The following is a 20136-nucleotide window of genomic DNA, read 5'->3' on the forward strand; positions in this document are numbered from 1 at the left end:
TCTCCCGCCGTCCAGCGCGTGCACCGCGCGCCGGATGGCCCCGAGGTAGTCGCGCACTGAGCGATGCGCTCATGCAACGCTACCCCGATGCGGATGCGCTCCGTGACGTGTGCGACCAGAACAGCGCGATCATCCGCGAGCTCGTGCGCGATGCGCATGACAGCGGATCGCTGTCGGGCTCCTTCGCGGCCGAGGACGCGATCTCACTGATCTGGCTCGCCGGAGCCGCGAGTCGCGTGACCCCGACTCGGCCCGGGTGGCGCCGGGTGATCGACCGGGCGATGACGTCGGCCTGGGCGGTGCCTGAGGAGCCCGTACCGGTCGGCCGGGGTCGGCACGACGCGGGTTGTTGATCGGCAGCACTCGCCGCGGGTCCGCGCCGAATCACCGAGCATCCAGCCCTGACCCCAGGGACCGGCTCCGGCACGCGAACGAGAGCATCTACCGGCGCACGCCCCGGGCGAGCGGGACGCGGCGTCGGTCGCCTTCCCCACCGACGCGGTTCGGCCGAGAGCGGGAGCCCTCAGCGCAGCACCGGGTTGCCCATCGGCAGCCCGCCGGTGCCACCGAGGTCCTGGTTCATCCCGTCGACCAGGATGTACGCGAAGACCACGCAGAAGGCGAACGTCGTGATGCCCGCGATCGGGAAGAGTCCTGCATTGCCGCTGCTCACGCCGAAGTACGCCAGCGCGAAGGTGAGGACCACCAACACGAAGCCCACGGTGAACACCAGCGGCAGACGCAGGGTCGCCAGCGTCAGGAGGATGAAGGCCAACAGGAACGACAGCAGGTAGGTCGACTGGACCGAAGCCAGGTTGTCGGCCGTGATGCCCCACCAACCGCTGGTCGCGCCGGCCAGCAACAGCCCGAAGCTCAGCCAGAAGGCGGCGAACAGCGCGAAGATCGCCGCGACGGTGTTGGCGGCCAGGCGGGCCGCCCACGTCGCCGCGAAGAGCTGGAAGATGCCGGCGGACACCGCAACGGCCGGGATCATGCCGCCGGCCAGCGTCGCGGTGTCGAGGTAGCCGACGAACCACAGGCCCAGCGTGACCCCGGACGGGATCAAAGTCATCAGACCGAGCAGGGCCGGGTTGCCCACGGGCTCGGTAGCGGCGGCTGGGGCAGGGGTGGTGGTGAGGTCGGTTTCGATCTCCGCGCTCATACGATCACTCCTCCTTGAGACGATCGGACCAGCAGCTCCGCCGGTTGCCACAAGAGTGAGGTGCACGAACCGGTCGGGGAACTGCGCGAACCGGCTGGTCTCGTTCAAGAGCTGAGATGGGCCCGCTGTGACCTGCGACGCAGCAGCCCGGAAGGCGTCCCTCAGACGGAATCCTCACCCTGACCTAATCGTCAGTGACGGAGGCATCACGGTGCGTCAGGGGTCGCCGTCGCGGGCCGTCCGCAGGTCGACCCGACGCGATACCGATCCAGGCGGCTCGAGCGGCAGGGCGGCTCCGGCGACGGCGCCGGGCAGGGTTCAGAGCCGCATCGCGGACAGGGCGTCCAGGCGGACCCACCGGTCCTGCCACCGGTCACCGGCCGCGGCCGGGACCGGGAACCGGTCGGCGCCGACGAGCGGACCGAGATCCAGTCCCGTGAGGGCGCCGACGTCGGCGATCGGCACCTGGTAGGTGCGGTAGGGCCCCAGCGGCGGCGGGCCTCCGGCCTGCAGCGCGCGGCGGGTCGCCACGTCGATGTCGTCGAGCTGCGGGGTCTGGTCCAACACGTACCCGGTCGCCGCCAACGACCGCCCCTCTCCCGCCGCGGACGTCGTGGACCACGCCGCCACCTTCCAGAACGACCGCGGGATCCCCACGCCCCGGTACACCGGGTCGTCCTCGGCCAGCACCGGCGCGGTGAAGACGCTCAACCTGGTGTCGTAGGTGTCGGCGTGGTTCAACACGTAGTCCTCAAGCCCGAGCCACAGCTGCTTGGACTGGTTGAACTCCGCCGCCTGCGGGGCGGCGTTCGGGTACACGAACGTGTCGGCGTTGGCCTGCTCGGCCACCGCCTGCGCACCCCACACCGGATCGCTACGCCGCACCATGTGCCCGCGGTCGAGCTCGTTGCCCGTGTACAGGTCCGCACCGGCCTGCTCCCCCTCGTCGACCCGCGGATCGAGTCGCCAGCCATCCGTCCGCTCGACGTCGCGCAGCTCGCTACCCGCGATGTTCACCCCGGTCGCCGCAGCCAGCTGCCGTGCCGGCTCGAGCAGCACCGTGAAGTGCGAGTACGCCAGCTCCCGCACCACGCGACCGGCCCCCGGACCCGGTAGCGGAACCGGGACGCCGAGGAAGTCCTGGTCATATCCCGACACCGACTCAGACATCGCCATGCCGAAGGACTAGCCGGACGAGCGTGCCGTCACGCATCCGAACCCGACTTCCTCCCGAGCGACCTTCTGCTCGGCGTCCACGGCGCCGGCGGGGTCTGCGAAGTCCGCGAACGCCTGCAGGCACGACGGTGGCGTGCACCACATCCCCTTGTCACAGACCAGCCCGCGGCGGGAATGTACTGTCATCAGGTAGACGTACTAGTTCGTCTGCCACAGATGAACCCGCACTCGCGGACATCACCCAGTGGGAAGGATCCACCCATGACCACCGCTGCTGCGGCGAGCTCGACGGGGAACGCGTCCGTTCTCCGGAATCTGTATTTCGTCCGTTTCGGGTTCGCGATCGTGTGGGCCGCGCTGATGTTCGTGGTGGGATCCAGCGTCGGGCCGCTGAGCGTGACGTTGATCGTGCTGTACCCGCTGTTCGACGTGGCGGCCGCGATCGTCGACGCCCGCTCGTCCGGGGCGAGCGGATCCGCCCGGGTCCTGTACGTGAACATCGCCATCAGCTCGCTCACCACGATCGGCCTGATCTTCGCTGTCACCTCCGGCATCCCCGCGGTCCTGCGGGTGTGGGGTGTGTGGGCCGTCGTCGCGGGCATCGTCCAGCTCGTCGTGGCCCTCACCCGCCGCAAGCTGGGCGGCCAGTGGGCGATGATCGCCAGCGGCGCGATCTCCGTGTTCGCGGGGACGTCGTTCTTCCTGCAGGCCGCCGCCGACGGCCAGACGCTGGGCAGGGTCGCCGGCTACGCCGTGCTCGGCGGGATCTTCTTCCTCGTCTCGGCACTGCGCCTCGGCCGCGCCGCGAAGGCGAACTGACATGACGACCAGTTCGACGTCATCGTCATCGGAGCGAGCCCCGTCGGGGAGAACGTCGCCGACCGGCGGCTCCGGCGCCTCGACCACCGACAGCGCCGGCGCCCGGACCGGGGCCGGCGGGCATCAACGAAGCGGCTGCGCGCCGATCACCGACAGCAGTTGCAGATTGTCGTAGCTCTCGCTGCCCAGCACCGCGGTGTAGACGTCCGCGGGCTCCGCAACCGGCGCGACGCAGGAAAGCCAGAATGTTCGGTCATTTCCCCGCCCGATCGACAGTCATGAGAACGCCCCCTTTCGCATGCAGCATGAATCACATTTTCCCCGGCTCGCATTGACGACCAGGTGCGGAATGCACTTACAGTGACGACCACATCGAGGTCGGAGAGTGACTCATGTTCCACGGGGTGCGGCGGCGCTACGTCGATCTCCTGCGCACGTCCAGCTCCGGCTGTCCCGCGTCACACCGCTGACCTGACCGCCGTTTCCGGCTGCGCTCCCGCGGCGTGATTCCCGCCCGACCATCGGCGCGGGTCCGCCTCCACCGCACCATCGGGGCCGTCCGCCCCTGCGGCTGGAGGCGCCGCAGTCCCGGATCGACTCGTGCCCCGAGCACCTCAGTGCTCGCCCGCGCCGTGAGGACGCCATCGTCGTGAGATCGCTCTGTGCCCGCATGCTGCTCGCCGGCCTCGCCGCCGTGTCCCTGGTCCCCATCGCCGGGTGCGCTCCCGCCGAGCGCGTCGACCCCGTCGCCCTCGCTGCACCCGCGGCGGCGCCCGACACGATCGTCTACGGCCACCAGCAGGAACCGCCGTGCGTGTACGGCGGTTGGATCGAACAGGCCTACCTGTCCGGTCAGATCCTCGACAACCTCGTCGCGCTGGACGACGGCGGCCAGGTCGTCCCGTGGCTCGCCGAGTCCTGGGACGTCTCCCCCGACGGCCTGACGTGGACATTCGTCCTGGACCGCGAGCCGACCTTCAGCGATGGCACCCCGGTCGACGCGTCCGCTGTGGTCCACAACCTCGCCTACTGGGTGGGCGGCGGCAACTCCACGGTGACGGCCTGGATCGGCGACTACTACGACTCCGCCCAGGCGCTGGACGACACCACCGTGGCGATCCGGCTGACGCAGCCGTACCCGCGCTTCGCGGAGAACATGACCCAGCCCTACTTCGGGATCCAGTCACCACAGGCATTGGAAACGCGCACCGCCGAGCAGAACTGCACAGCACCCGTCGGTTCGGGCCCGTTCGTCGTCGATCGCTGGAACCGCGGCCACAGCATCCTGCTCGACCGGCGCGACGACTACGACTGGCCGCCCGCGAACTCCGCGCATTCCGGCCCCGCCCGGGCCGCGCACCTCGAGTGGCGTTTCATCGCCGACCCCACAGCCCGTATCGCAGCGCTGCGGTCCGGCGAAGTGGACGCGATCTACGACGTGCAGGCGTTCGAGTGGGCGAACCTGGAGGCCGAGGGGTTCGCGCTGCACAGCTACACCACCGCCGGCCGTCCGCAGCAGATCAGCTTCAACACCCGCCGCGGCCCCTTCACCGACGAGCGCGTGCGCCAGGCCTTCGCCTACAGCCTCGACCGGCGCGCCACGGTCGAGGCGGTCGGCAAGGGCGTCATCCCCTACGAGGGGAACGGCCCGGTCAGCCGGTCGACACCGGCTTACAGCGAGGAGGCCGCCGCCCGCTACCCGCACGACCCCGAGGCGGCCGCCGCTCTGCTGGACGAAGCAGGCTGGCTCCTCGGCCCGGACGGCGTCCGGGTCAACGACGGCCACCCGCTCGAGGTCGTCTTCCCGTACGCGGTCAACCGGACGATCAACCAGGACGGCGCGGCGATCATCCAAGCCCTGCAGGTGCAGGCCGAAGCCGTCGGGTTCCGCGTCCGACTCGTGCCCTACCCACCCAGCGCCGCCGCTGCCGGTGCTTACTCCGGCCCGGACGACTACGACCTGCAGATCGGCTACTGGACCGGGATCAACGCCGGGATCCTGCACGTCAACTGGCGCCAGGACCTCCCGGACCGGCCGAACAAGGCCAACTCCGCGTTCTACAACGACCCGGGCCTCGAGGAGCTGATCGTGGCGGCCAACTCCGAGGCTGACCCGGCCCGCCAGGACGAGCTCTACCGGGCCGCGCAACAACACATCGCCGATCGCGCACTCTCGATCGGTGTCTACGACCGGCTGAGCACGCTCGCGGTGAAGCCGCGGCTGCACGGCGTGCGCCAGGAGCAGTCACAGGGAGGACCGGTCTTCTATGACGCGCACTTCGCCTGATCCGACCAGGACGCTCCGGCCGGGATGGCGCCGTTGGACCGGGCGCCTCGGATCCGCCGTCCTCGTGGTCTGGGGGGCGGCAACCGCTGCGTTCCTCGCCCAGCTCGCGCAGCCCGGCGACCGCGCCACGGCGATCCTCAACCTGCGCACCGGCCAGGTGCAGGAGCGCTCCGCCGAGGAGCTCGCGCCGATCAACGCCGAGTACGGCTTCGAGAGCCCGGTCCTGTCCCAGTACCTGGACCACATCCTCGGGCTGCTGCGCGGCGACCTCGGCACGTCCTACCAGCAGCACCGGCCGGTCTGGGACGTGGTCGCCGAGCAGATCCCCCCGACGCTCGCCCTCAGTGCCACCGCGCTGGTGCTGGCGTGGGTACTGATGCCGGCCTGGGTGCTGCTCACCGCGGGACGCGGTCCGGCGACGAGCGCGTGGGGCGCCGCCGTCGAGACCGTCCTGGCGAGCCTGCCCCAGTATTGGCTCGGCGCGGTCCTGGTCCTGGTCTTCGCACTGGGCCTGGGTTGGTTCCCCGTCGTCGGCGGCTCGGGCGTGGCCGGGATCGTGCTCCCGGCGCTGGCACTGGCCCTGCCGCTCGCGGGGTTCCTCGGCCAGGCCACCCGCACCGAGTTCGAGCGGGTGCTCGGGCAGCCGTTCGTGCTCTCGGCGCGGCTGCGCGGCGCGGGTGACCTGTCCGTTCGCGTGCGCCACGTCCTGCGCCATGCCGCGCTCGCCCCGCTCACGCTCACCGGCTGGGCGCTGGGCGCGACCGTCTCCGGCGCGGTGGTCGTCGAGACCGTCTTCACGCGCCAGGGGATCGGCCGCACGCTGGTCAGCGCGGTCGAGTCCCAGGACCTGCCCATCGTCACCGGGATCGTCGTACTCACCGCGCTGGTCTACGTGGCGATCAACCTCGCTCTCGACGCCCTCTACCCGTTCCTCGACCCGAGGTTGACCACATGAGCTCCCCCAGCCCTGCGGCCGCGCCGGCCGTCGGTCTCCGCGAACCCGCACCGCCCGGCCGGCCGCGTCGGGCCCGTCGCCGCACCGGAGCCGGCACCGTCCTCGCCGGGCTGGCGGCGGCGGTGCTCGCCGTCGCCGCGCTCGCACCCTCGGTGCTGGCCCCCGGCGACCCGCACGCCATCGACCTCACCGCCACCCTCGGCCCGCCCTCGCCCGCGCACTGGTTCGGGACCGACGAGATCGGCCGCGACCTCTACACCCGGCTCGTCCACGGCACCGGACAGTCACTCGTGATCGGCGTCGGCGCCGCAGCGGTGGCGCTCGTGCTGGCCCTGTTGCTCGCGGGGGCGGCAGCCCTGGGCCCCCGGCCGGTCGCCGCCGCGGCCGACCGGGTCGTCGACGTGCTGTTCGCGTTCCCGACACTGCTGCTGGCGCTGCTGCTGGTCAGCGTGCTGAGCCCGTCGCCGCAGACGCTCGTCGTGGCGGTCGGGGTCGGCGTCGCACCGGGCTACGCCCGCATGGTCCGGGCGCAGCTGCTCGGGGTGCGCCTGTCGCCCTACGTCGAGGCCGCGACCGCCCTCGGACACCGGCGCTCGCGGATCATCGGCCGGCACGTCCTGCCCAACGCGCTGCGTCCCCTCGTCGCCGTCTTCGCCCTCTCGATCGGCCAGTGCGTCGTGTGGGCGTCGAGCCTGTCGTTCCTCGGGCTCGGCGTGGCGCCCCCCGCCGCGGAGTGGGGCGCGCTGCTCGAAGCCGGCCGCGCCTACCTCACGGTGGCCGGCTGGCTGGTCGTGCTGCCGGGCCTCGCCATCGTCGCGCTCGCGGTCACCGCCACCACGGTCGGGCGCGCGTTGCAGACCCACCTCGAGCCGGGAGAGTGAGCATGTCGTCCGCCACCGTCACCACGTCCACGAACCCTGCGGAGGTGGCCGCAACGGGCCCGACGCTCGTCGTCGAGAACCTGCGCGTCGCGTTCGGCGGACGCGAGGTCGTGCACGGAATCTCGTTCTCGGCCACCCCGGGGACGTGCCTCGCGATCGTCGGCGAGTCCGGGTCGGGCAAGAGCGTGAGCGCCCGAAGCCTCGTCGGGCTCGCCGGCCCGACCGCCGACGTGCAGGCCGACACCCTCACCGTCAGCGGCCTCGATGTCCGAGGGCTGGGCGAGCGCGCGTGGCGCCGGATCCGGGGTGCGCGGATCGGCTTCGTCCTGCAGGACGCGCTGGTCTCGCTCGACCCGGTGCGTCCCGTCGGCCGGGAGATCGACGAGGCGCTCCGGGTGCACGGGCTCGGTTCCCGGGCCGCCCGGCGGCAGCGGGTCGTCGAGCTCCTGCGCAACGCGGCAGTGCCCGATCCCGAACTGCGCGCGGCGCAGCGACCCGGCGAGCTCTCCGGCGGGTTGCGGCAGCGTGCCCTGATCGCCTCCGCACTCGCCGCCGATCCCGACGTCGTCGTCGCCGACGAACCGACCACTGCGCTCGACGTCACCGTGCAGGCCCAGGTGCTGGAGCTCCTCGCCGAGCTCAAGCGGGCGGGCCGGACGATCGTGCTGATCAGCCACGACCTCTCGGTCGTGGCGCACCTCGCCGACCACGTGCTCGTGATGGCCGCGGGCCGCGTGGTGGAGCAGGGACCCGCGGACGAAATCCTTGCCGCACCCCGGGAGCCCTACACCCGGGCGCTCATCCAGGCGGTGCCCGGCGCGGAGACCCGCGGACGCCGGCTGTCCCCCGCACCGCCGGTACCGATGTCCGCGCGCCGCGCGACGGCCTCCGACCCGGACGGTCCGCCGGTGCTGGCGGCCCGCGACCTGGTCAAGGACTTCCCGCTGCCCGGAGGAAGCACGCTGCGCGCCGTCGACGGCGTCTCGTTCGCGCTGCGGGCGGGGACCACGCTCGGGGTGGTCGGCGAGTCCGGGTCGGGCAAGTCGACCACGGCGCGGCTGGCGCTGGCCCTCGAGACGGCCGACCGCGGGACGGTCGAGCTGCGCGGAGAGCCGTGGTCGGTGCTGCCGGAGAAGCACCGGCGGGCCCGCCGCGGCGCGATCAGCGTGGTCTCCCAGGACCCGCTCAGCTCGTTCGACCCTCGCTGGAGCGTGGAACGCATCCTGCTCGACGCCGTGCCCGTCGCGATGCGCGCCGAGCGCCACGAGCGCGTCACCGACCTGATCGCCCGTGTCGGGCTCGACGACGCGGTGCTGCCGCGCCGTCCATTGACGCTGTCCGGTGGCCAACGCCAGCGTGTCGCGATCGCGCGAGCGCTCGCTCCCGACCCTGACGTCGTGGTGCTGGACGAAGCAGTCTCGGCACTCGACGTCTCCGTACAGGCCCAGATCCTCGACCTGCTCGTCGACCTGCAGCAGGCCTTCGGCCTGGCCTACCTGTTCATCTCGCACGACCTCGGCGTGATCAGCCATCTCAGCGACCACGTGCTGGTCATGAAGGACGGTCGCGTGGTCGAGCAGGGCAGCCCCGAGCAGCTGTTCACCGCTCCTGCAGACCCCTACACCGCCCGCCTGGTCGAGTCGCTGCGCAGCCTCACCGATCCCGCCACCGTCGAGAGGACCCCCTCGTGAGCTCCCCGCTGCTGTTCAACGCGTTCCTGATGAACACGCCCTCGCACATCCAGCACGGGCAGTGGCGCCACCCCGACGCCCGCCAGGTGGAGTTCGAGCGGCTCGAGTTCTGGGTCGAACTCGGCCGGACGCTCGAGGCCGGGCTTTTCGACGCCATGTTCTTCGCCGACGTCTCCGGGCTCTACGGCCCTGCCGACGGCGTCTACACCGACAACGTGCACGAGGGCCTGCAGATCCCGAGCAACGACCCCACCGTGCTGCTGGGCGCCCTGGCCGCCACGACCGAGCGGATCGGCCTGGCGACCACGTCGAACGTGATGCAGAATCCGCCGTTCAACTTCGCGCGCCAGATGTCCACGCTCGACCACCTCACCCGGGGCCGGGTCGCCTGGAACATCGTCACCTCGACCCAGGAGAACGCCGCCCGCAACTTCGGCCTGCCGGGCCTGGCCGAGCACGACCAGCGCTACGAGTGGGCCGAGGAGTACGTGACGGTCGCCTACAAGCTCTGGGAGGGCTCGTGGGAGGACGACGCCCTGCTCGTGGACCGCGACGGCAGCCGCTACGCCGACCCTGCGAAGATCCACAAGATCCGGCACGAGGGCCCGCGCTACCGCGTCGAAGGGCCACACCTGCCGTCCCCGAGCCCGCAGCGCACGCCGCTCCTGTTCCAGGCGGGCGGGTCGCCGCGCGGAATCGCGTTCGCTGCCCGGCACGCCGAGGCCGTGTTCATCGGCACCCCCTCCCCCGAGGTCGCCCGCCAGCACATCGAGCGGACCCGCGCGCTCGCGGAGGCCGACGGTCGCCGTGGCGACGACATCCGCTTCTTCCAGGGCCTGAGCGTGGTCGCGGGTCGCACGGAAGCCGAGGCACAGCGCAGGTACGAGGACCTGCGGGTGTACGCGTCGACCACCGGGTACCGGACGCACGCCTCGCTGGGCATCCGCCCCGACGGCACCCGGCTGCCCGACGACACCCCGCTGCGCGACATCCCCAACAACGGCGGTCGGGGCCACGTCGACTGGCTGCGGGCGGAGAACCCCGACCGGGAGCCGGTGCTGGCCGACCTGGCCCGGCGGCGGCTGATCGGCCAGACCGTCGTGGGCACCCCGGACACGATCGCCGACGAGCTGCAGCGTTGGCGCGACGCCGGCGTCGACGGGATCAACATGGTCAACTGGCGGCTGCCGTCGAGCTACGAGGAGTTCATCGACCTCGTCCTGCCGGTCCTGCAGGACCGAGGGCTGGCCAAGACCTCCTACGGCGACGCGCACACCCTGCGGGGGCGGATCTTCGGCCACGACCGACTGCCCGACCGGCATCCGGCCGCACGGTTCCGCGGGGCGTTCGGCGACCGGGGGCACGCCGCGGTGGCCGCGCCCCGGCCGGGGTCAGCCGCCGTCGGCTCGTCGTGACCACGGCCCCGCACGTGCTCCGTCCGACATGCCCATCCGTTCGCCACGGGAGCCCCGCGGTCATCTCCGGTCCCCGCGGCGGCGGGCGCGGTAGGCCGCGGCTTTCACCCGGTTCCCGCACTCGTCCATGCCGCACCAGGTGCGGCGGGAGCCCCGGGACCGATCGACGTAGAGCCGCGTGCAGCTCTCGCGCCCGCACTCCTTGAGCACGAGGTCGCGGTCCGCGAGCACCGCGATCGCCGCCGCGGCGACGTCGGCCAGCACGGCGTCGGTATCGCCGCTGACCCGGGCTCCCGCGGCGGTGAGCTCGACCCGCCTGCCCGGGGCCGCGGCGATCTCGTTCACGACTCCCAGGGCGCCGCGGTCGAACCCGCGACCCTCGAGCCGGTCGCGGGCCAGCCGGTGGACCGCCTCCCGCAGCTCGAGCGCCCTGCGGAACGCGGTGGGATCCACGTCGTCGGGCCCGCCGGGCAGCAGCCCGGCCTCGTCGATCCATCGGCGCAGGTCAACGGCGCCGGTGAGCTGGTCGCGCGGCGTCGTCCGGCGCCACTGCAGCGTCCCGACGAGATCGAGCGCGACGTTGCCACTGACGAACGCGAAGGCCACGTCACCATCTTGACCGGTGACGCCCGGGCGCACACAATCACCCCCTGAACCGGTGACGAACTCGGGAGAGCCATGCCACCCCTGCACGACGTCGACACCATCGTCTTCGACATCCTGGGCACCCTCGTGGACCACACCGCGGGCCTGCGCGCCGCACTGGCCGAGCTCGCCCCCGAGGCGGGGCGGGCCGACGACCTGGTGGCGCTCTGGGGTCGCCACATCTCCACCGAGCACCGCCGGATCGTCGACCGCGAGCGGGCCTACGCACCCGGCGCCGTGCTGGACCGCGAGGCCGCGCAGGTGGTGGTCGACACCGCAGGCCTGTCCGACCCGTCCGCCGTCGACACGCTGGTCCGCGCCGCCCGCCGGCTGCCCGCATGGCCCGACTCCGCGGACGCGCTGGCCCGGCTCGGCGCCGACCACGAGCTGATCGGCCTGTCCAACGCGGACGCGACGGCACTGCTAAGGCTGAACGCGTCCGCCGGTCTGCGGTGGCACACCGCGCTCTCCACGCAGGCCGCCGGCACCTACAAGCCCGACCCGGCCGTCTACCGGCTGGCGATCGGCTGCGCCGACAGGCCCCCGGAGCGGATGCTGATGGTCTCCGCGCACGCCTGGGACCTGCGCGGGGCGCAGGCGTCCGGCCTGCGCACCGCCTACCTCGAGCGTCCCGGCGGCGACCCACCCACCGCCGAGGACCGGTTCGACGCGCACCTGAACACGCTCGCCGAACTGACCGGCGCCCGGGTGTGAGGCCCTCGTCGGGCGGGAGCAGGAGTCATCGCGCCGCTCAACCGCCGTCCCGCTCCTCCTGCACCCGTTCCCGCTCGGCCTCCGCGTCGTCCTCGGCGTTCTCCCGCGCCGCCTCGCGGTCATCGGCCAGGACCTCCCCGGGGCGCATCACGTCGACCATCCCGAACGCACCGACGGCGTCCACCACGATCTCGCGCCCCGGCTCGCTGCAGGCTCGCTCGCATTCGGTGCCTCCGAACACCACCCGGCCGACGACCCGGGCGCGCACGCCGTCGGGCACCACGACGTCGACGCTGCCGAAGAGCGCACCGACCTCCACCCGTTGCTGATCGGGCCCGACGCTGACCTGCCGCCCGCCCAGCAGCGCCGTGCCGTTGTCGGCGGTGATGATCTGGACCCCGAGGAACAGCACCACACCGGCGAGCAGCATCCCGCCGGCCCCACCGGCGAACCGCTGCACCAGTTCCTTCACGCCACGGCGTCCGGCCGGCCGGACGGTACCGGTGAGGACCTGTGTGGGGGCCGAGCCGGACGCGCGGTGAGGGCTCGACGGCGCCGCCCTGTTGGCGCCGCTCACCCGCGCCGACCCCGGGTCCTCGGCACTCGTCGGCGGCTGCTGCCGGCCGAGTCGCTTGCGCGTCAGCGCGATCGCGGCCATCGCGGCGATCACGAACAGGATCCCGGCCATCAGGATGTAGAGGTACACGCCGGCCGCCGAGTTCTGCGGGGCACCGTCCGCCTCGGTGGTGGTGGCGTTGAGCACCCCCGTTCCGGCGATGTTGACGACGGCGCCTCCTACGGCGATCATCACCGACACCAGACCGGAGACCACTCCGTGCCGCTCCGGTGGCGACTGGGCGGTCGCCAGGTTGAACCCGGACGTGTTGAGCGCCCCCGCGGCCAGTCCGAGCAGCCCGACGGAGACGACCATCAGCGGGAACGACGACACCCCCGCCAGCATCGTGAAGGTTCCCACCGCGCCGATCACGATGCCGCCCAGGAGGGTCCGTGCGGGGCCGATCCGCGAGGCGAGCCACCCGGCGAGGATCCCGCCGAGCATGATGCCGGGCGCGGGCGCGGCGAACAGAAGGGCGTTCGGACCGGTGCCGGCCAGCCCGTAGCCGAGCCCGAGTTCCGGCGACACCGGGGCGACGAGGGCGTTCAGCTGGAGCACGCTCTGGAAGGAGCCCGCGGCCAGCACCACGGCCAGCAGCGTCAGCAGCAGCGGCCTGCTCAGGGCCCGGATGTCGACGATGGGATCGTCGACCCGCAGGGCCAGGACCGCCCAACCGACCAGGGCGGCGACACCGGCCGCGAGCAGGGCGAGCATGCCCCCGGACAGCCACCCGAGGTCCTGGGCGAGGCTGGCGTAGCCGAGCACGCCGGCGAGCCCGCCGCCGAGCAGCAGCGCCCCGCCCACGTCGATCCTGCCGCCGCCGCCGAGGATGGGCGTCTCCGGGATGAACACGCCCACGCTCAGTGCTGCCGTCGCGGCCAGCGCGACCGACACGGCGAACACGCTGTGGAAGCCGAACTGGGCGATGAGCGGCTCCATCACGAACGGCTCGACGATTCCGATGATCGCGGACGCCGAGGTCACGATCCCGATCGCGGTCATCGCCACCCGCGGGGGGCAGAGCTGGCGCGTGATCGCCACCGTGAGGAACACCACGGCCATGGCCGAGCCCTGCAGGAGCCGCCCCAGCAGGAAGATCCCGAGGTTGGGTGCGATGAGGCAGACCACCGAACCCGCGCCCGAGACGAAGATCGTGATGAGCAGCACCCGGCGTTTGCCGTAGATGTCGGCGCTCTTCGCGAGCAAGGGTGAGCAGATGGCACCCGCCAGCAGCGCGCTCGAGTTCAACCAGGCGGCCTGGTGGGTGCCGAAGTACTCGAGCATCTGCGTCGTGACCATCTGCGGGGTGGTGATGACCGTGTCGGCCATGCGGTTCGCGAGGACGAGAACGGCCACCCAGCCGATGAGCCGCCAGCTCCACCGGCGCTCCTCGACGATTCGATCGAGCTCTACTGTTGCGTCATTCACGACGGGTTCTCCAGCGCCTGGGGCGAGTGCGGGTTGTGGGCGGTTCAGCGCGCTGGGGTGCTCGCCGCCCGGAGGTGCTCGTTGCGGGCGTCGATGGCCTCCCAGGTGGGCGGGATCAGTCGATCGCGGCCCTGCCCGACCCGGTCCTGGGCGAAGGTGACGTAGGGACGTTGCCGGGCCTCGTACCGTGCGAACGCGGCGGCGTGGTCGGTTTCGCACCGCTCGAGTTCCTCGGCGAGGAAATGGGCGCCGGTGAGCGCGAGCGAGGTGCCCCGGCCCGAGAGGAAGGCCGCGCAGTACCCGGCGTCCCCGACGAGCGCGACGCGGCCGTGGTGCCAGGAGGGCATGTGGATCTGGCTCGCGGAGTCGAAGAAGAACTCGGGGTCCGCGCGGGCGGCGTCGAGCAACTGGGGGATCTTCCACGACGGGTGGTCCGCGAAGGCGTCGACGAGGATCTTCTTCTGGGCGTCGAGGTCGTGGTGGTCGTAGTCGAGCGGCTCCGAGCGGAAGGTGAAGGTCGCCAGCGCCTTGTCCTTGAACCGGGCGATGCCCGCCATCCGGGCGGGGACGTTGTACATCGAGCTGACGCGGTCGGGGCGTGCCTCGTCGGGGAGGTCGGCGAGGGCGATGTAGACACCGAGGTGGCGCAGGTAGTCCCGCTCGGGCCCGAACACCAGCCTGCGCACCGCGGAGTGCTGGCCGTCGGCACCGATCACGAGGTCGTACCGCCCGGAGCGGCCGGACCTGAACCCCACGTCGACGCCGTCGCCGTCGTCGGTCAGCGACTCGACCGAGTCGCTGAAGCGGATCGTCGCGGTGTCCGGGAGCGCATCGGCGAGGATGCGCACCAGGTCCTCGCGGACGATCTCGATGTCGTCGTCGGAGTCGCTCACCTCCGCCATCGGGATGCGGGCCACCGGTTCGCCGTCGCTGTCGACGAACTGCATGAGCTCGCTCATCCGGATCCGTTGCTCACGGATCTTCGCGAGCAGCCCCATCCTGTCGGCGGCCTCGATGGCGTCACCCCGGATGTCGATCGGCGTGCCTTTGAGCCGCAGGTGACGGGCGTACTCGACGACGGTGACGTCGTGACCGCGGGTACCGAACTCGAGCGCGCAGGCGAGTCCGGCGACGCCGGCTCCGGACACGAGGATCTTCATGATGGGCCTCCGCTGGATGCTAAAACAACGATCTGTTGCTTTAATTGAACGTACGCCCCGCCCGCGTGCGCCCGCAACGCGGGGTCGCCGACAATCAGCGCGACAATCGGGGATCGAGCAGACGGCAGGAGGTGAGCCCTGATGGCCGGCACCGCGGATCAGTTGCCGACGGCGCGCCGACCCGGCGGCCGCACCGCGCGGGTGCGAGCGCAGACCCTCGCCGCCACCGTGGAACTCGTCGCGCGCGACGGCATCACCGGCTTCCGCTACGAGGAGGTCGCCGAGCGGGCCGGCGTGCACAAGACCAGCGTCTACCGCAACTGGCCCGACCGCGAGGAGCTCGTGGTCGAGGCCCTGCTGCAGTACGCCGACGACGTCGGCTCGGTGGCCGACACCGGGGACCTGCGCCGGGACCTGGTCGATTTCCTGATGGTCATCGCCGCGGGCCTGAGCAGGCCGACCGTCCGCGCGCTCGCGCTGGCCACCCAGGCCGCCGACGAGAGCCCGACCGTCCGTCGGGCGGCGATCCGGATCCTCGAGGAGCGCACCGCCGGCACGCGGCGGCGGGTGGATCTGGCCATCGACCGGGGCGAGCTGCCGCCGGTCGACTGCTCCCTGCTCGGCGAGATGATCTCCGGCCCGGTGCACCTCATCGTGAACCGCGCCGTGCGCCCGTTCACGCGCGCGGACGCGGAGCGCATCGTCGACGTGGTGCTCGCAGGCATCCGGGCCGCACCGCACACCTGAGCACCGCGCCCGGCGCGTCGACCCGGGGCGACGCCCGACAGGGCGTCCACCACGAGGACCGGCGGGCGCCCCGGCCACGAGCCGGACGCTGATTGCCATGTACCCGACCCTGCGCGGATGCGGCGCCGCCGGTGAGCCGGGATACCCCCGGGCCACGGTGGGGATATCCCCCATGATTGCATCCAGTTCTAAGGCAGACTGATGCAATCCTGAGCGCTGCCGCAGCCCACCGGAGCGACTGTCAGGGGTTGCTACGCTCTGCCGGCCCGCTCGTCGGAGCGGGGATCCAGGAGGTCGAGGTGGTCGAGCAGCACGCGGCCGACGGCGCCGCCACCTCGGTCGGCGAGCACATCCTCGACGCACTCCACAGAAAGATCATCAACGGCGACGTCCCCGTCGGCGCGTGGCTGCGCCACGACGCGCTCGCCGAGGAGTTCGGCGTCAGCCGCACACCGGTGCGCGAGGCGCTGCGCGTCCTGCACGCCCAGGGCGTGGTCGAGATCGTGCCCCACCGCGGCGCCCGGGTGAACGGCCACTCGGCGACCGACATCCGCCAGCTGTCCGCCGTACGAGCGGAGCTCCTGGGGCTCGCCGCCGACTCCGCCGCCGCGCACATCGACGACGCCCAGCTCGACCGGCTGGGCCGTGCCGTACAGGGGATGCAGAGCGCCTGGCAGGCGTACGACAGCGCCCGCTCCGGTGGGACGGACGAGTCCGAGCGCCAGGCCATGGCCGCCCGCTGGATCTCGTCGAACGCCGAGTTCCACGCCACCGTCGTCGAGGCCGCGGGGAACCCGCAGCTCACGTTGACCATCGCCGAGCTGCAGCGCCGCCTGCCTCACAACATCTACAACCGGGCCTACGCGGGAAACTCACGCATGCTTCGCAAGATCGTCGCGGAACACACGGAGATCCGGCAGGCGATCGCCGGCAACGACCCGAAGCGGGCCCGGCGGCTCATGGCCGCGCACGTGCGCTCCACCGGCGAGACCCTCGCGCGCTGGGTGGAGAACCACGGCGCCGGCTACTGACCGACACGAGACCACTGCTGCCCGAGCGGGTCAGCGATAGGCACGCAGGAACACGTCCACCCCATCGGCGATGATCGCCTGGAGTTCCGACCTGCTCACCGCGGCCGTCGGGTCCTGGTCGATCGCCTCGATGACGAGGCGCATCGTCAGGGCGACGAAATGCTGAGCGGCACGGCGCGGATCGTGCACCTCGAGCTCACCCTGCGCCGCGAGCTGCGCGAACCGCTCCTCCAGTACCCCTCGAGCCTCGCTCGTCGGCGCCGCCACTCGCGGCGCCGGGGAGGTCCGGGCGTTCAGGCGCCGGAACGCCACGTAGGTCGACGACGGGAGCGTCTCCGTCGTCAACCGCTGCGCGAAGGCGAACAGGGCCTCCCGCAGGTCCCGCCCGTCGGTGAGCTCCTGCTCCGTCGCGGCGCGAATGACCGCGACCAAGGCGTCGTTGACGCGCGTGAGCACGCTGTAGAAGAGGGACTCCTTGTCTCCGAAGTGGTCGTAGACGGTGCGCTTGGACACCGTGGCCCGCGCCGCGATCGCGTCGACGCTGGTGAGCTCGAACCCGGAGGCGACGAACAGCTCCTCGGCCGCGTCGAGGATGGCCGCCCGCTTGGTCTCGGCACGCCGTTGCCGGCCGGGCGTCTGCCAGGTCGGTCTCGGGGTCACCACGCCCTCATCGTATTCTCAGTCTCTCCACACTGCACGGTGTAGTTTTGCATTCGTCACCCACCGTGCACAGTGAGGAGCCCTCCATGCAGGACAGCAGCACCGGCAACACCGGTGCGGGACTGCACACGGGATGGAACGGGCGCCTCGTCGGCGTGGTCGCCGTCCTGGCCATGGTGAACTTCATGGTCGACTCGGCGATCACCGCACCGCTGCTCGTGCTCCCGGCGATGCTCGACCACTTCGAGACCGATCAGGCGGCGTGGCTCAACGCCAGCGCGATGATGGCGGGGGTGCTGTGGGCACCGCTGCTGGCCAAGAGCGCCGACGTCCACGGCAAGCGGAAGGTGCTCGTGCTGGCGCTGCTCGTCAGCGGCGCGGGCGCGGTCGTGTGTGCCGTTGCCCCCACGATGTGGCTGTTCGTGGCCGGGCGGCTGCTCCAGGGTGCGGCCGTGGCCGCCATGTTCCTCGCCGTCGCCATCGTGCGGGAGGTCTTCGCGACCCGCACGGCGATGGTCGTCGTGGGCATCGTGACCACCGGTTCCGCGGTGCTCAACATCGGTTCCCGGTTCCTCGTCGAGCACTTGGCCGCGGAGTTCGGCTTCCAGGTCCTGTTCGTGGTCGCGGCCGTCGTCGCGGCCACGATGACGGTCTGCGTGGTCCTCGTCATCCCCGAGTCCCGGGTCCGGACGCCGGGCCGGATCGACTTCGCCGGTGCGCTGCTCCTCGGCGGCGGCCTCGCGGGGGTGCTCAGCTACATCAGCCTCGGATCGGAGTTCGGCTGGCTCGCGGTCGGTCCACTGGCCCTCCTCCTCGCCGGCGCCGCGGCACTGGCCCGCTGGTTCCTGGTGTCGAGCCGCAAACCCGAACCCCTGATCGACATCCGGAACCTCGGACTGCCGCTGGTGCTGACGCTGCTCGTCCTGTTCCTCGCCGCCGGGTCGTACCAGAGCGTGCTGCAGCTCATCCCGCTCGTCGCCGACGTCTCGGCGAGCCAGCAGCTCGGCTACGGGCTCGCCGACCAGACATCGTTGGCGCTGTTGTTCGCCATGCCCGCGATCGGCGTCACGCTCGGGGGTCCGCTGTCCGGCCTGCTCGCGGCGCGCATCGGGCCGGCCGCGACGCTCGCCGGTGCCGTGCTGCTCGGTCTGGTCGGCATCCTCGGGATGTTCCTCGGCGTCTCCCAGCCGGCCGCGGCACTCGGGTCCGCGCTCCTGCTGGGGCTCACCGTCGGCGGGCTCGGGACCGCCGGTTTCAACATGGCGGGCAGCCTGGCGCCCCCCGAACGGCAGAGCGTCGTGGCCGGCCTGGTGATGGTCGTGATCGCGATCGGCGGGGTGGTCCTGAACTTCGTGGGTGCGGCGGTGCTCACGTCGTCCGCCGTGATCGTCGACGGCGAGACGGTGAACTCGGTCTCGGGGATCTTCGGCTGCATCGCGATCGCCGCTGCCGGGTTCGTGGCCGCCGCGGTGCTGGCAGGCAAGTTGGTGCGCGGATCGCGACCGGTCCGCGCGGAGTCGAGGAGTTGACGAGGACCGTGGCAACGACATACGCGGCAGCAGCGAAGAAGGGCACCGTTCTGGTCTCCGGCGCGAGCATCGCCGGGCCGGCCGTGGCGTACTGGCTGCACCGGTACGGGTTCGCGGTGACGGTGGTGGAGAAGGCTCCCGGGATGCGCGGCGGCGGTTATCCGATCGACGTGCGGGGCACCGCGTTGGAGGTGATCCGGCGGATGGGGCTCCTGCCGCAGCTGCAGGAGGCCCACGTCGAGACGCGCCTGTTGACCTTCCTCGACACCGACGGCAGCACGGTGGCGTCGGCCCATCCGCAGTCGGTCATGGGCGGGGTCGAGGGAACCGACCTCGAAGTGCGGCGGGGGGATCTGACGAACGTCCTGTACGGGGCGGTCGCCGACGACGTGGAGTTCGTGTTCGACGACTCCGTCGACACCCTCACCCAGCACGCGCACGGTGTGGACGTCACCTTCCGCAGCGGCACCCACCGCAGCTTCGACCTCGTGGTCGGCGCCGACGGCCTGCACTCGCGGACCCGGGAGATCGTGTTCGGCCCCGAGCAGCAGTTCCACCACCACCTGGGCTACTGCTTCGCCGGGTTCACCATGCGCAACGTCCTCGGCCTCTCCCACGAGGGCGTGCTCTGGAACACCATCGGCCGGACCGCGGCGCTCTACGCCGTCCGCGACAGCGACGAGGTCCACGGCCTCCTCGTCTTCGCGCGCCCGGAACCGCTCTACGACGCGTTCCGCGACCCCGCGGCCCAACGCGACCTCGTCGCCGCCACGTTCGCCGGCGACGGCTGGGAGGTCCCGACCATGGTCGCCGCCATGCGCGACGCGGACGACCTGTTCTTCGACGTCGTCAGCCAGATCCGCCAGCCGCGCTGGACCAACGGCCGGGTGGCGCTCGTCGGCGACGCCGCCGCCGCGCCGTCGTTCCTGACCGGGCAGGGCTCCAGCCTCGCGCTCGTGGGCGCCTACATGCTCGCCGGAACGCTGGCCACCCATCGGGACCACACCGCGGCGTTCGCCGCCTACGAACGCGAGACCCGCGGATTCGTCGAGCTGAACCAGGCGCGGGTCGGCGTGGGCGATGCGACGCTGTGCCCGACGACCGCCGAGGCCCTCGCGCGGCGCAACGAACGGCTCCGCGGCCTCACCACCCTGCCGCCGCAGCCCGGCCGACCGGAGCACTCCGCCCTCACGCTGCCGGCCGTCGCGGCGTAGGCGCCT

At 71.9% G+C, this 20136-nt stretch carries 17 protein-coding genes; 11 read left to right on the forward strand and 6 right to left on the reverse strand.

The features are described 5' to 3' along the window. Positions 1-523: 523 nt before the first annotated feature. Both CFP66_RS28325 and CFP66_RS28330 read right to left on the reverse strand, forming a co-directional pair. The gene (locus CFP66_RS28325) at positions 524-1162 is read right to left on the reverse strand and encodes a GPR1/FUN34/YaaH family transporter (RefSeq protein ID WP_094928250.1); all 639 of its coding nucleotides are present in this window, start codon (positions 1160-1162) and stop codon (positions 524-526) included. Positions 1163-1480: 318 nt separating this feature from the next. Then, positions 1481-2338: a DNA/RNA non-specific endonuclease gene (locus tag CFP66_RS28330; protein ID WP_198961715.1), complete on the reverse strand. Its 858-nt coding sequence runs from the start codon at positions 2336-2338 to the stop codon at positions 1481-1483. A 261-nt stretch (positions 2339-2599) separates the two neighbouring features. On the opposite strand from CFP66_RS28330, the gene CFP66_RS28335 reads away from it, so the two are divergent. The 6 genes from CFP66_RS28335 (at position 2600) to CFP66_RS28360 (ending at position 10386) form a co-directional block, all read left to right on the forward strand. Next, positions 2600-3157: a hypothetical protein gene (locus tag CFP66_RS28335; protein WP_094928252.1), complete on the forward strand. Its 558-nt coding sequence runs from the start codon at positions 2600-2602 to the stop codon at positions 3155-3157. A 649-nt stretch (positions 3158-3806) separates the two neighbouring features. After that, positions 3807-5444 carry an ABC transporter substrate-binding protein gene (locus CFP66_RS28340; RefSeq protein WP_198961716.1) on the forward strand — a complete coding sequence of 546 codons (1638 nt, stop codon included), beginning with the start codon at positions 3807-3809 and terminating at the stop codon, positions 5442-5444. Beyond that, positions 5425-6399, forward strand: a complete 975-nt coding sequence (locus CFP66_RS28345) for an ABC transporter permease (RefSeq protein ID WP_094928254.1) — start codon at positions 5425-5427, stop codon at positions 6397-6399. The genes CFP66_RS28340 and CFP66_RS28345 overlap by 20 nt, the downstream gene beginning before the upstream one ends. Then, positions 6396-7280, forward strand: a complete 885-nt coding sequence (locus CFP66_RS28350; protein ID WP_094928255.1) for an ABC transporter permease — start codon at positions 6396-6398, stop codon at positions 7278-7280. Before CFP66_RS28345 ends, CFP66_RS28350 begins: the two co-directional genes overlap by 4 nt. A 2-nt stretch (positions 7281-7282) precedes the next feature. After that, positions 7283-8971, forward strand: coding sequence for an ABC transporter ATP-binding protein (locus CFP66_RS28355; RefSeq protein WP_094928256.1), 1689 nt, complete (start codon positions 7283-7285; stop codon positions 8969-8971). Further along, positions 8968-10386 carry an LLM class flavin-dependent oxidoreductase gene (locus CFP66_RS28360; protein WP_233159783.1) on the forward strand — a complete coding sequence of 473 codons (1419 nt, stop codon included), beginning with the start codon at positions 8968-8970 and terminating at the stop codon, positions 10384-10386. Before CFP66_RS28355 ends, CFP66_RS28360 begins: the two co-directional genes overlap by 4 nt. Positions 10387-10446: 60 nt before the next feature. On the opposite strand, the gene CFP66_RS28365 is transcribed toward CFP66_RS28360, so the two are convergent. Next, the gene (locus CFP66_RS28365) at positions 10447-10992 is read right to left on the reverse strand and encodes an ABATE domain-containing protein (protein WP_094928257.1); all 546 of its coding nucleotides are present in this window, start codon (positions 10990-10992) and stop codon (positions 10447-10449) included. Between the two features lie 72 nt (positions 10993-11064). Here CFP66_RS28365 and CFP66_RS28370 point away from each other — a divergent pair, with 72 nt between their 5' ends. Then, complete coding sequence (locus tag CFP66_RS28370) at positions 11065-11745, forward strand: haloacid dehalogenase type II (protein WP_094928258.1); 681 nt, start codon at positions 11065-11067, stop codon at positions 11743-11745. Between the two features lie 37 nt (positions 11746-11782). Here the strand turns inward: CFP66_RS28370 and CFP66_RS28375 are convergent, their stop codons facing one another. Both CFP66_RS28375 and CFP66_RS28380 read right to left on the reverse strand, forming a co-directional pair. Further along, positions 11783-13789 carry an MFS transporter gene (locus CFP66_RS28375; protein WP_233159784.1) on the reverse strand — a complete coding sequence of 669 codons (2007 nt, stop codon included), beginning with the start codon at positions 13787-13789 and terminating at the stop codon, positions 11783-11785. Positions 13790-13833: 44 nt separating this feature from the next. Then, complete coding sequence (locus CFP66_RS28380) at positions 13834-14949, reverse strand: FAD-dependent monooxygenase (protein ID WP_094928259.1); 1116 nt, start codon at positions 14947-14949, stop codon at positions 13834-13836. A gap of 141 nt (positions 14950-15090) precedes the next feature. Between CFP66_RS28380 and CFP66_RS28385 the strand changes: the two genes are divergently transcribed. Together CFP66_RS28385 and CFP66_RS28390 are read left to right on the forward strand one after the other, a co-directional pair. Next, positions 15091-15696, forward strand: a complete 606-nt coding sequence (locus tag CFP66_RS28385) for a TetR/AcrR family transcriptional regulator (protein ID WP_094928260.1) — start codon at positions 15091-15093, stop codon at positions 15694-15696. Between the two features lie 248 nt (positions 15697-15944). Beyond that, entirely contained in the window at positions 15945-16727 is a 783-nt protein-coding gene (locus tag CFP66_RS28390; RefSeq protein ID WP_233159785.1) for a GntR family transcriptional regulator, read from the forward strand. Positions 16728-16757: 30 nt separating this feature from the next. Here the strand turns inward: CFP66_RS28390 and CFP66_RS28395 are convergent, their stop codons facing one another. Continuing rightward, positions 16758-17390 (reverse strand): TetR/AcrR family transcriptional regulator, encoded by a 633-nt coding sequence (locus CFP66_RS28395; RefSeq protein WP_094928262.1) that lies wholly within the window; start codon positions 17388-17390, stop codon positions 16758-16760. 83 nt (positions 17391-17473) lie between these two features. On the opposite strand from CFP66_RS28395, the gene CFP66_RS28400 reads away from it, so the two are divergent. Both CFP66_RS28400 and CFP66_RS28405 read left to right on the forward strand, forming a co-directional pair. After that, on the forward strand, positions 17474-18916 hold the full coding sequence (locus CFP66_RS28400; RefSeq protein ID WP_094928263.1) for an MFS transporter: 1443 nt from the start codon (positions 17474-17476) through the stop codon (positions 18914-18916). An 8-nt stretch (positions 18917-18924) separates the two neighbouring features. Continuing rightward, complete coding sequence (locus CFP66_RS28405) at positions 18925-20130, forward strand: FAD-dependent monooxygenase (protein WP_198961717.1); 1206 nt, start codon at positions 18925-18927, stop codon at positions 20128-20130. Positions 20131-20136: the final 6 nt, after the last annotated feature.

The organism is Pseudonocardia sp. MH-G8 (genome assembly GCF_002262885.1).
Taxonomy (GTDB): Bacteria; Actinomycetota; Actinomycetes; order Mycobacteriales; family Pseudonocardiaceae; genus Pseudonocardia.

Coding starts and splice junctions, on each gene's coding strand:
- CFP66_RS28325 (WP_094928250.1), bottom strand. CDS start 1,162: ATGAGCGCGGAGATCGAAACCGACCTCACCACCACCCCTGCCCCAGCC.
- CFP66_RS28330 (WP_198961715.1), bottom strand. CDS start 2,338: ATGGCGATGTCTGAGTCGGTGTCGGGATATGACCAGGACTTCCTCGGC.
- CFP66_RS28335 (WP_094928252.1), top strand. CDS start 2,600: ATGACCACCGCTGCTGCGGCGAGCTCGACGGGGAACGCGTCCGTTCTC.
- CFP66_RS28345 (WP_094928254.1), top strand. CDS start 5,425: ATGACGCGCACTTCGCCTGATCCGACCAGGACGCTCCGGCCGGGATGG.
- CFP66_RS28350 (WP_094928255.1), top strand. CDS start 6,396: ATGAGCTCCCCCAGCCCTGCGGCCGCGCCGGCCGTCGGTCTCCGCGAA.
- CFP66_RS28355 (WP_094928256.1), top strand. CDS start 7,283: ATGTCGTCCGCCACCGTCACCACGTCCACGAACCCTGCGGAGGTGGCC.
- CFP66_RS28370 (WP_094928258.1), top strand. CDS start 11,065: ATGCCACCCCTGCACGACGTCGACACCATCGTCTTCGACATCCTGGGC.
- CFP66_RS28380 (WP_094928259.1), bottom strand. CDS start 14,949: ATGAAGATCCTCGTGTCCGGAGCCGGCGTCGCCGGACTCGCCTGCGCG.
- CFP66_RS28385 (WP_094928260.1), top strand. CDS start 15,091: ATGGCCGGCACCGCGGATCAGTTGCCGACGGCGCGCCGACCCGGCGGC.
- CFP66_RS28400 (WP_094928263.1), top strand. CDS start 17,474: ATGCAGGACAGCAGCACCGGCAACACCGGTGCGGGACTGCACACGGGA.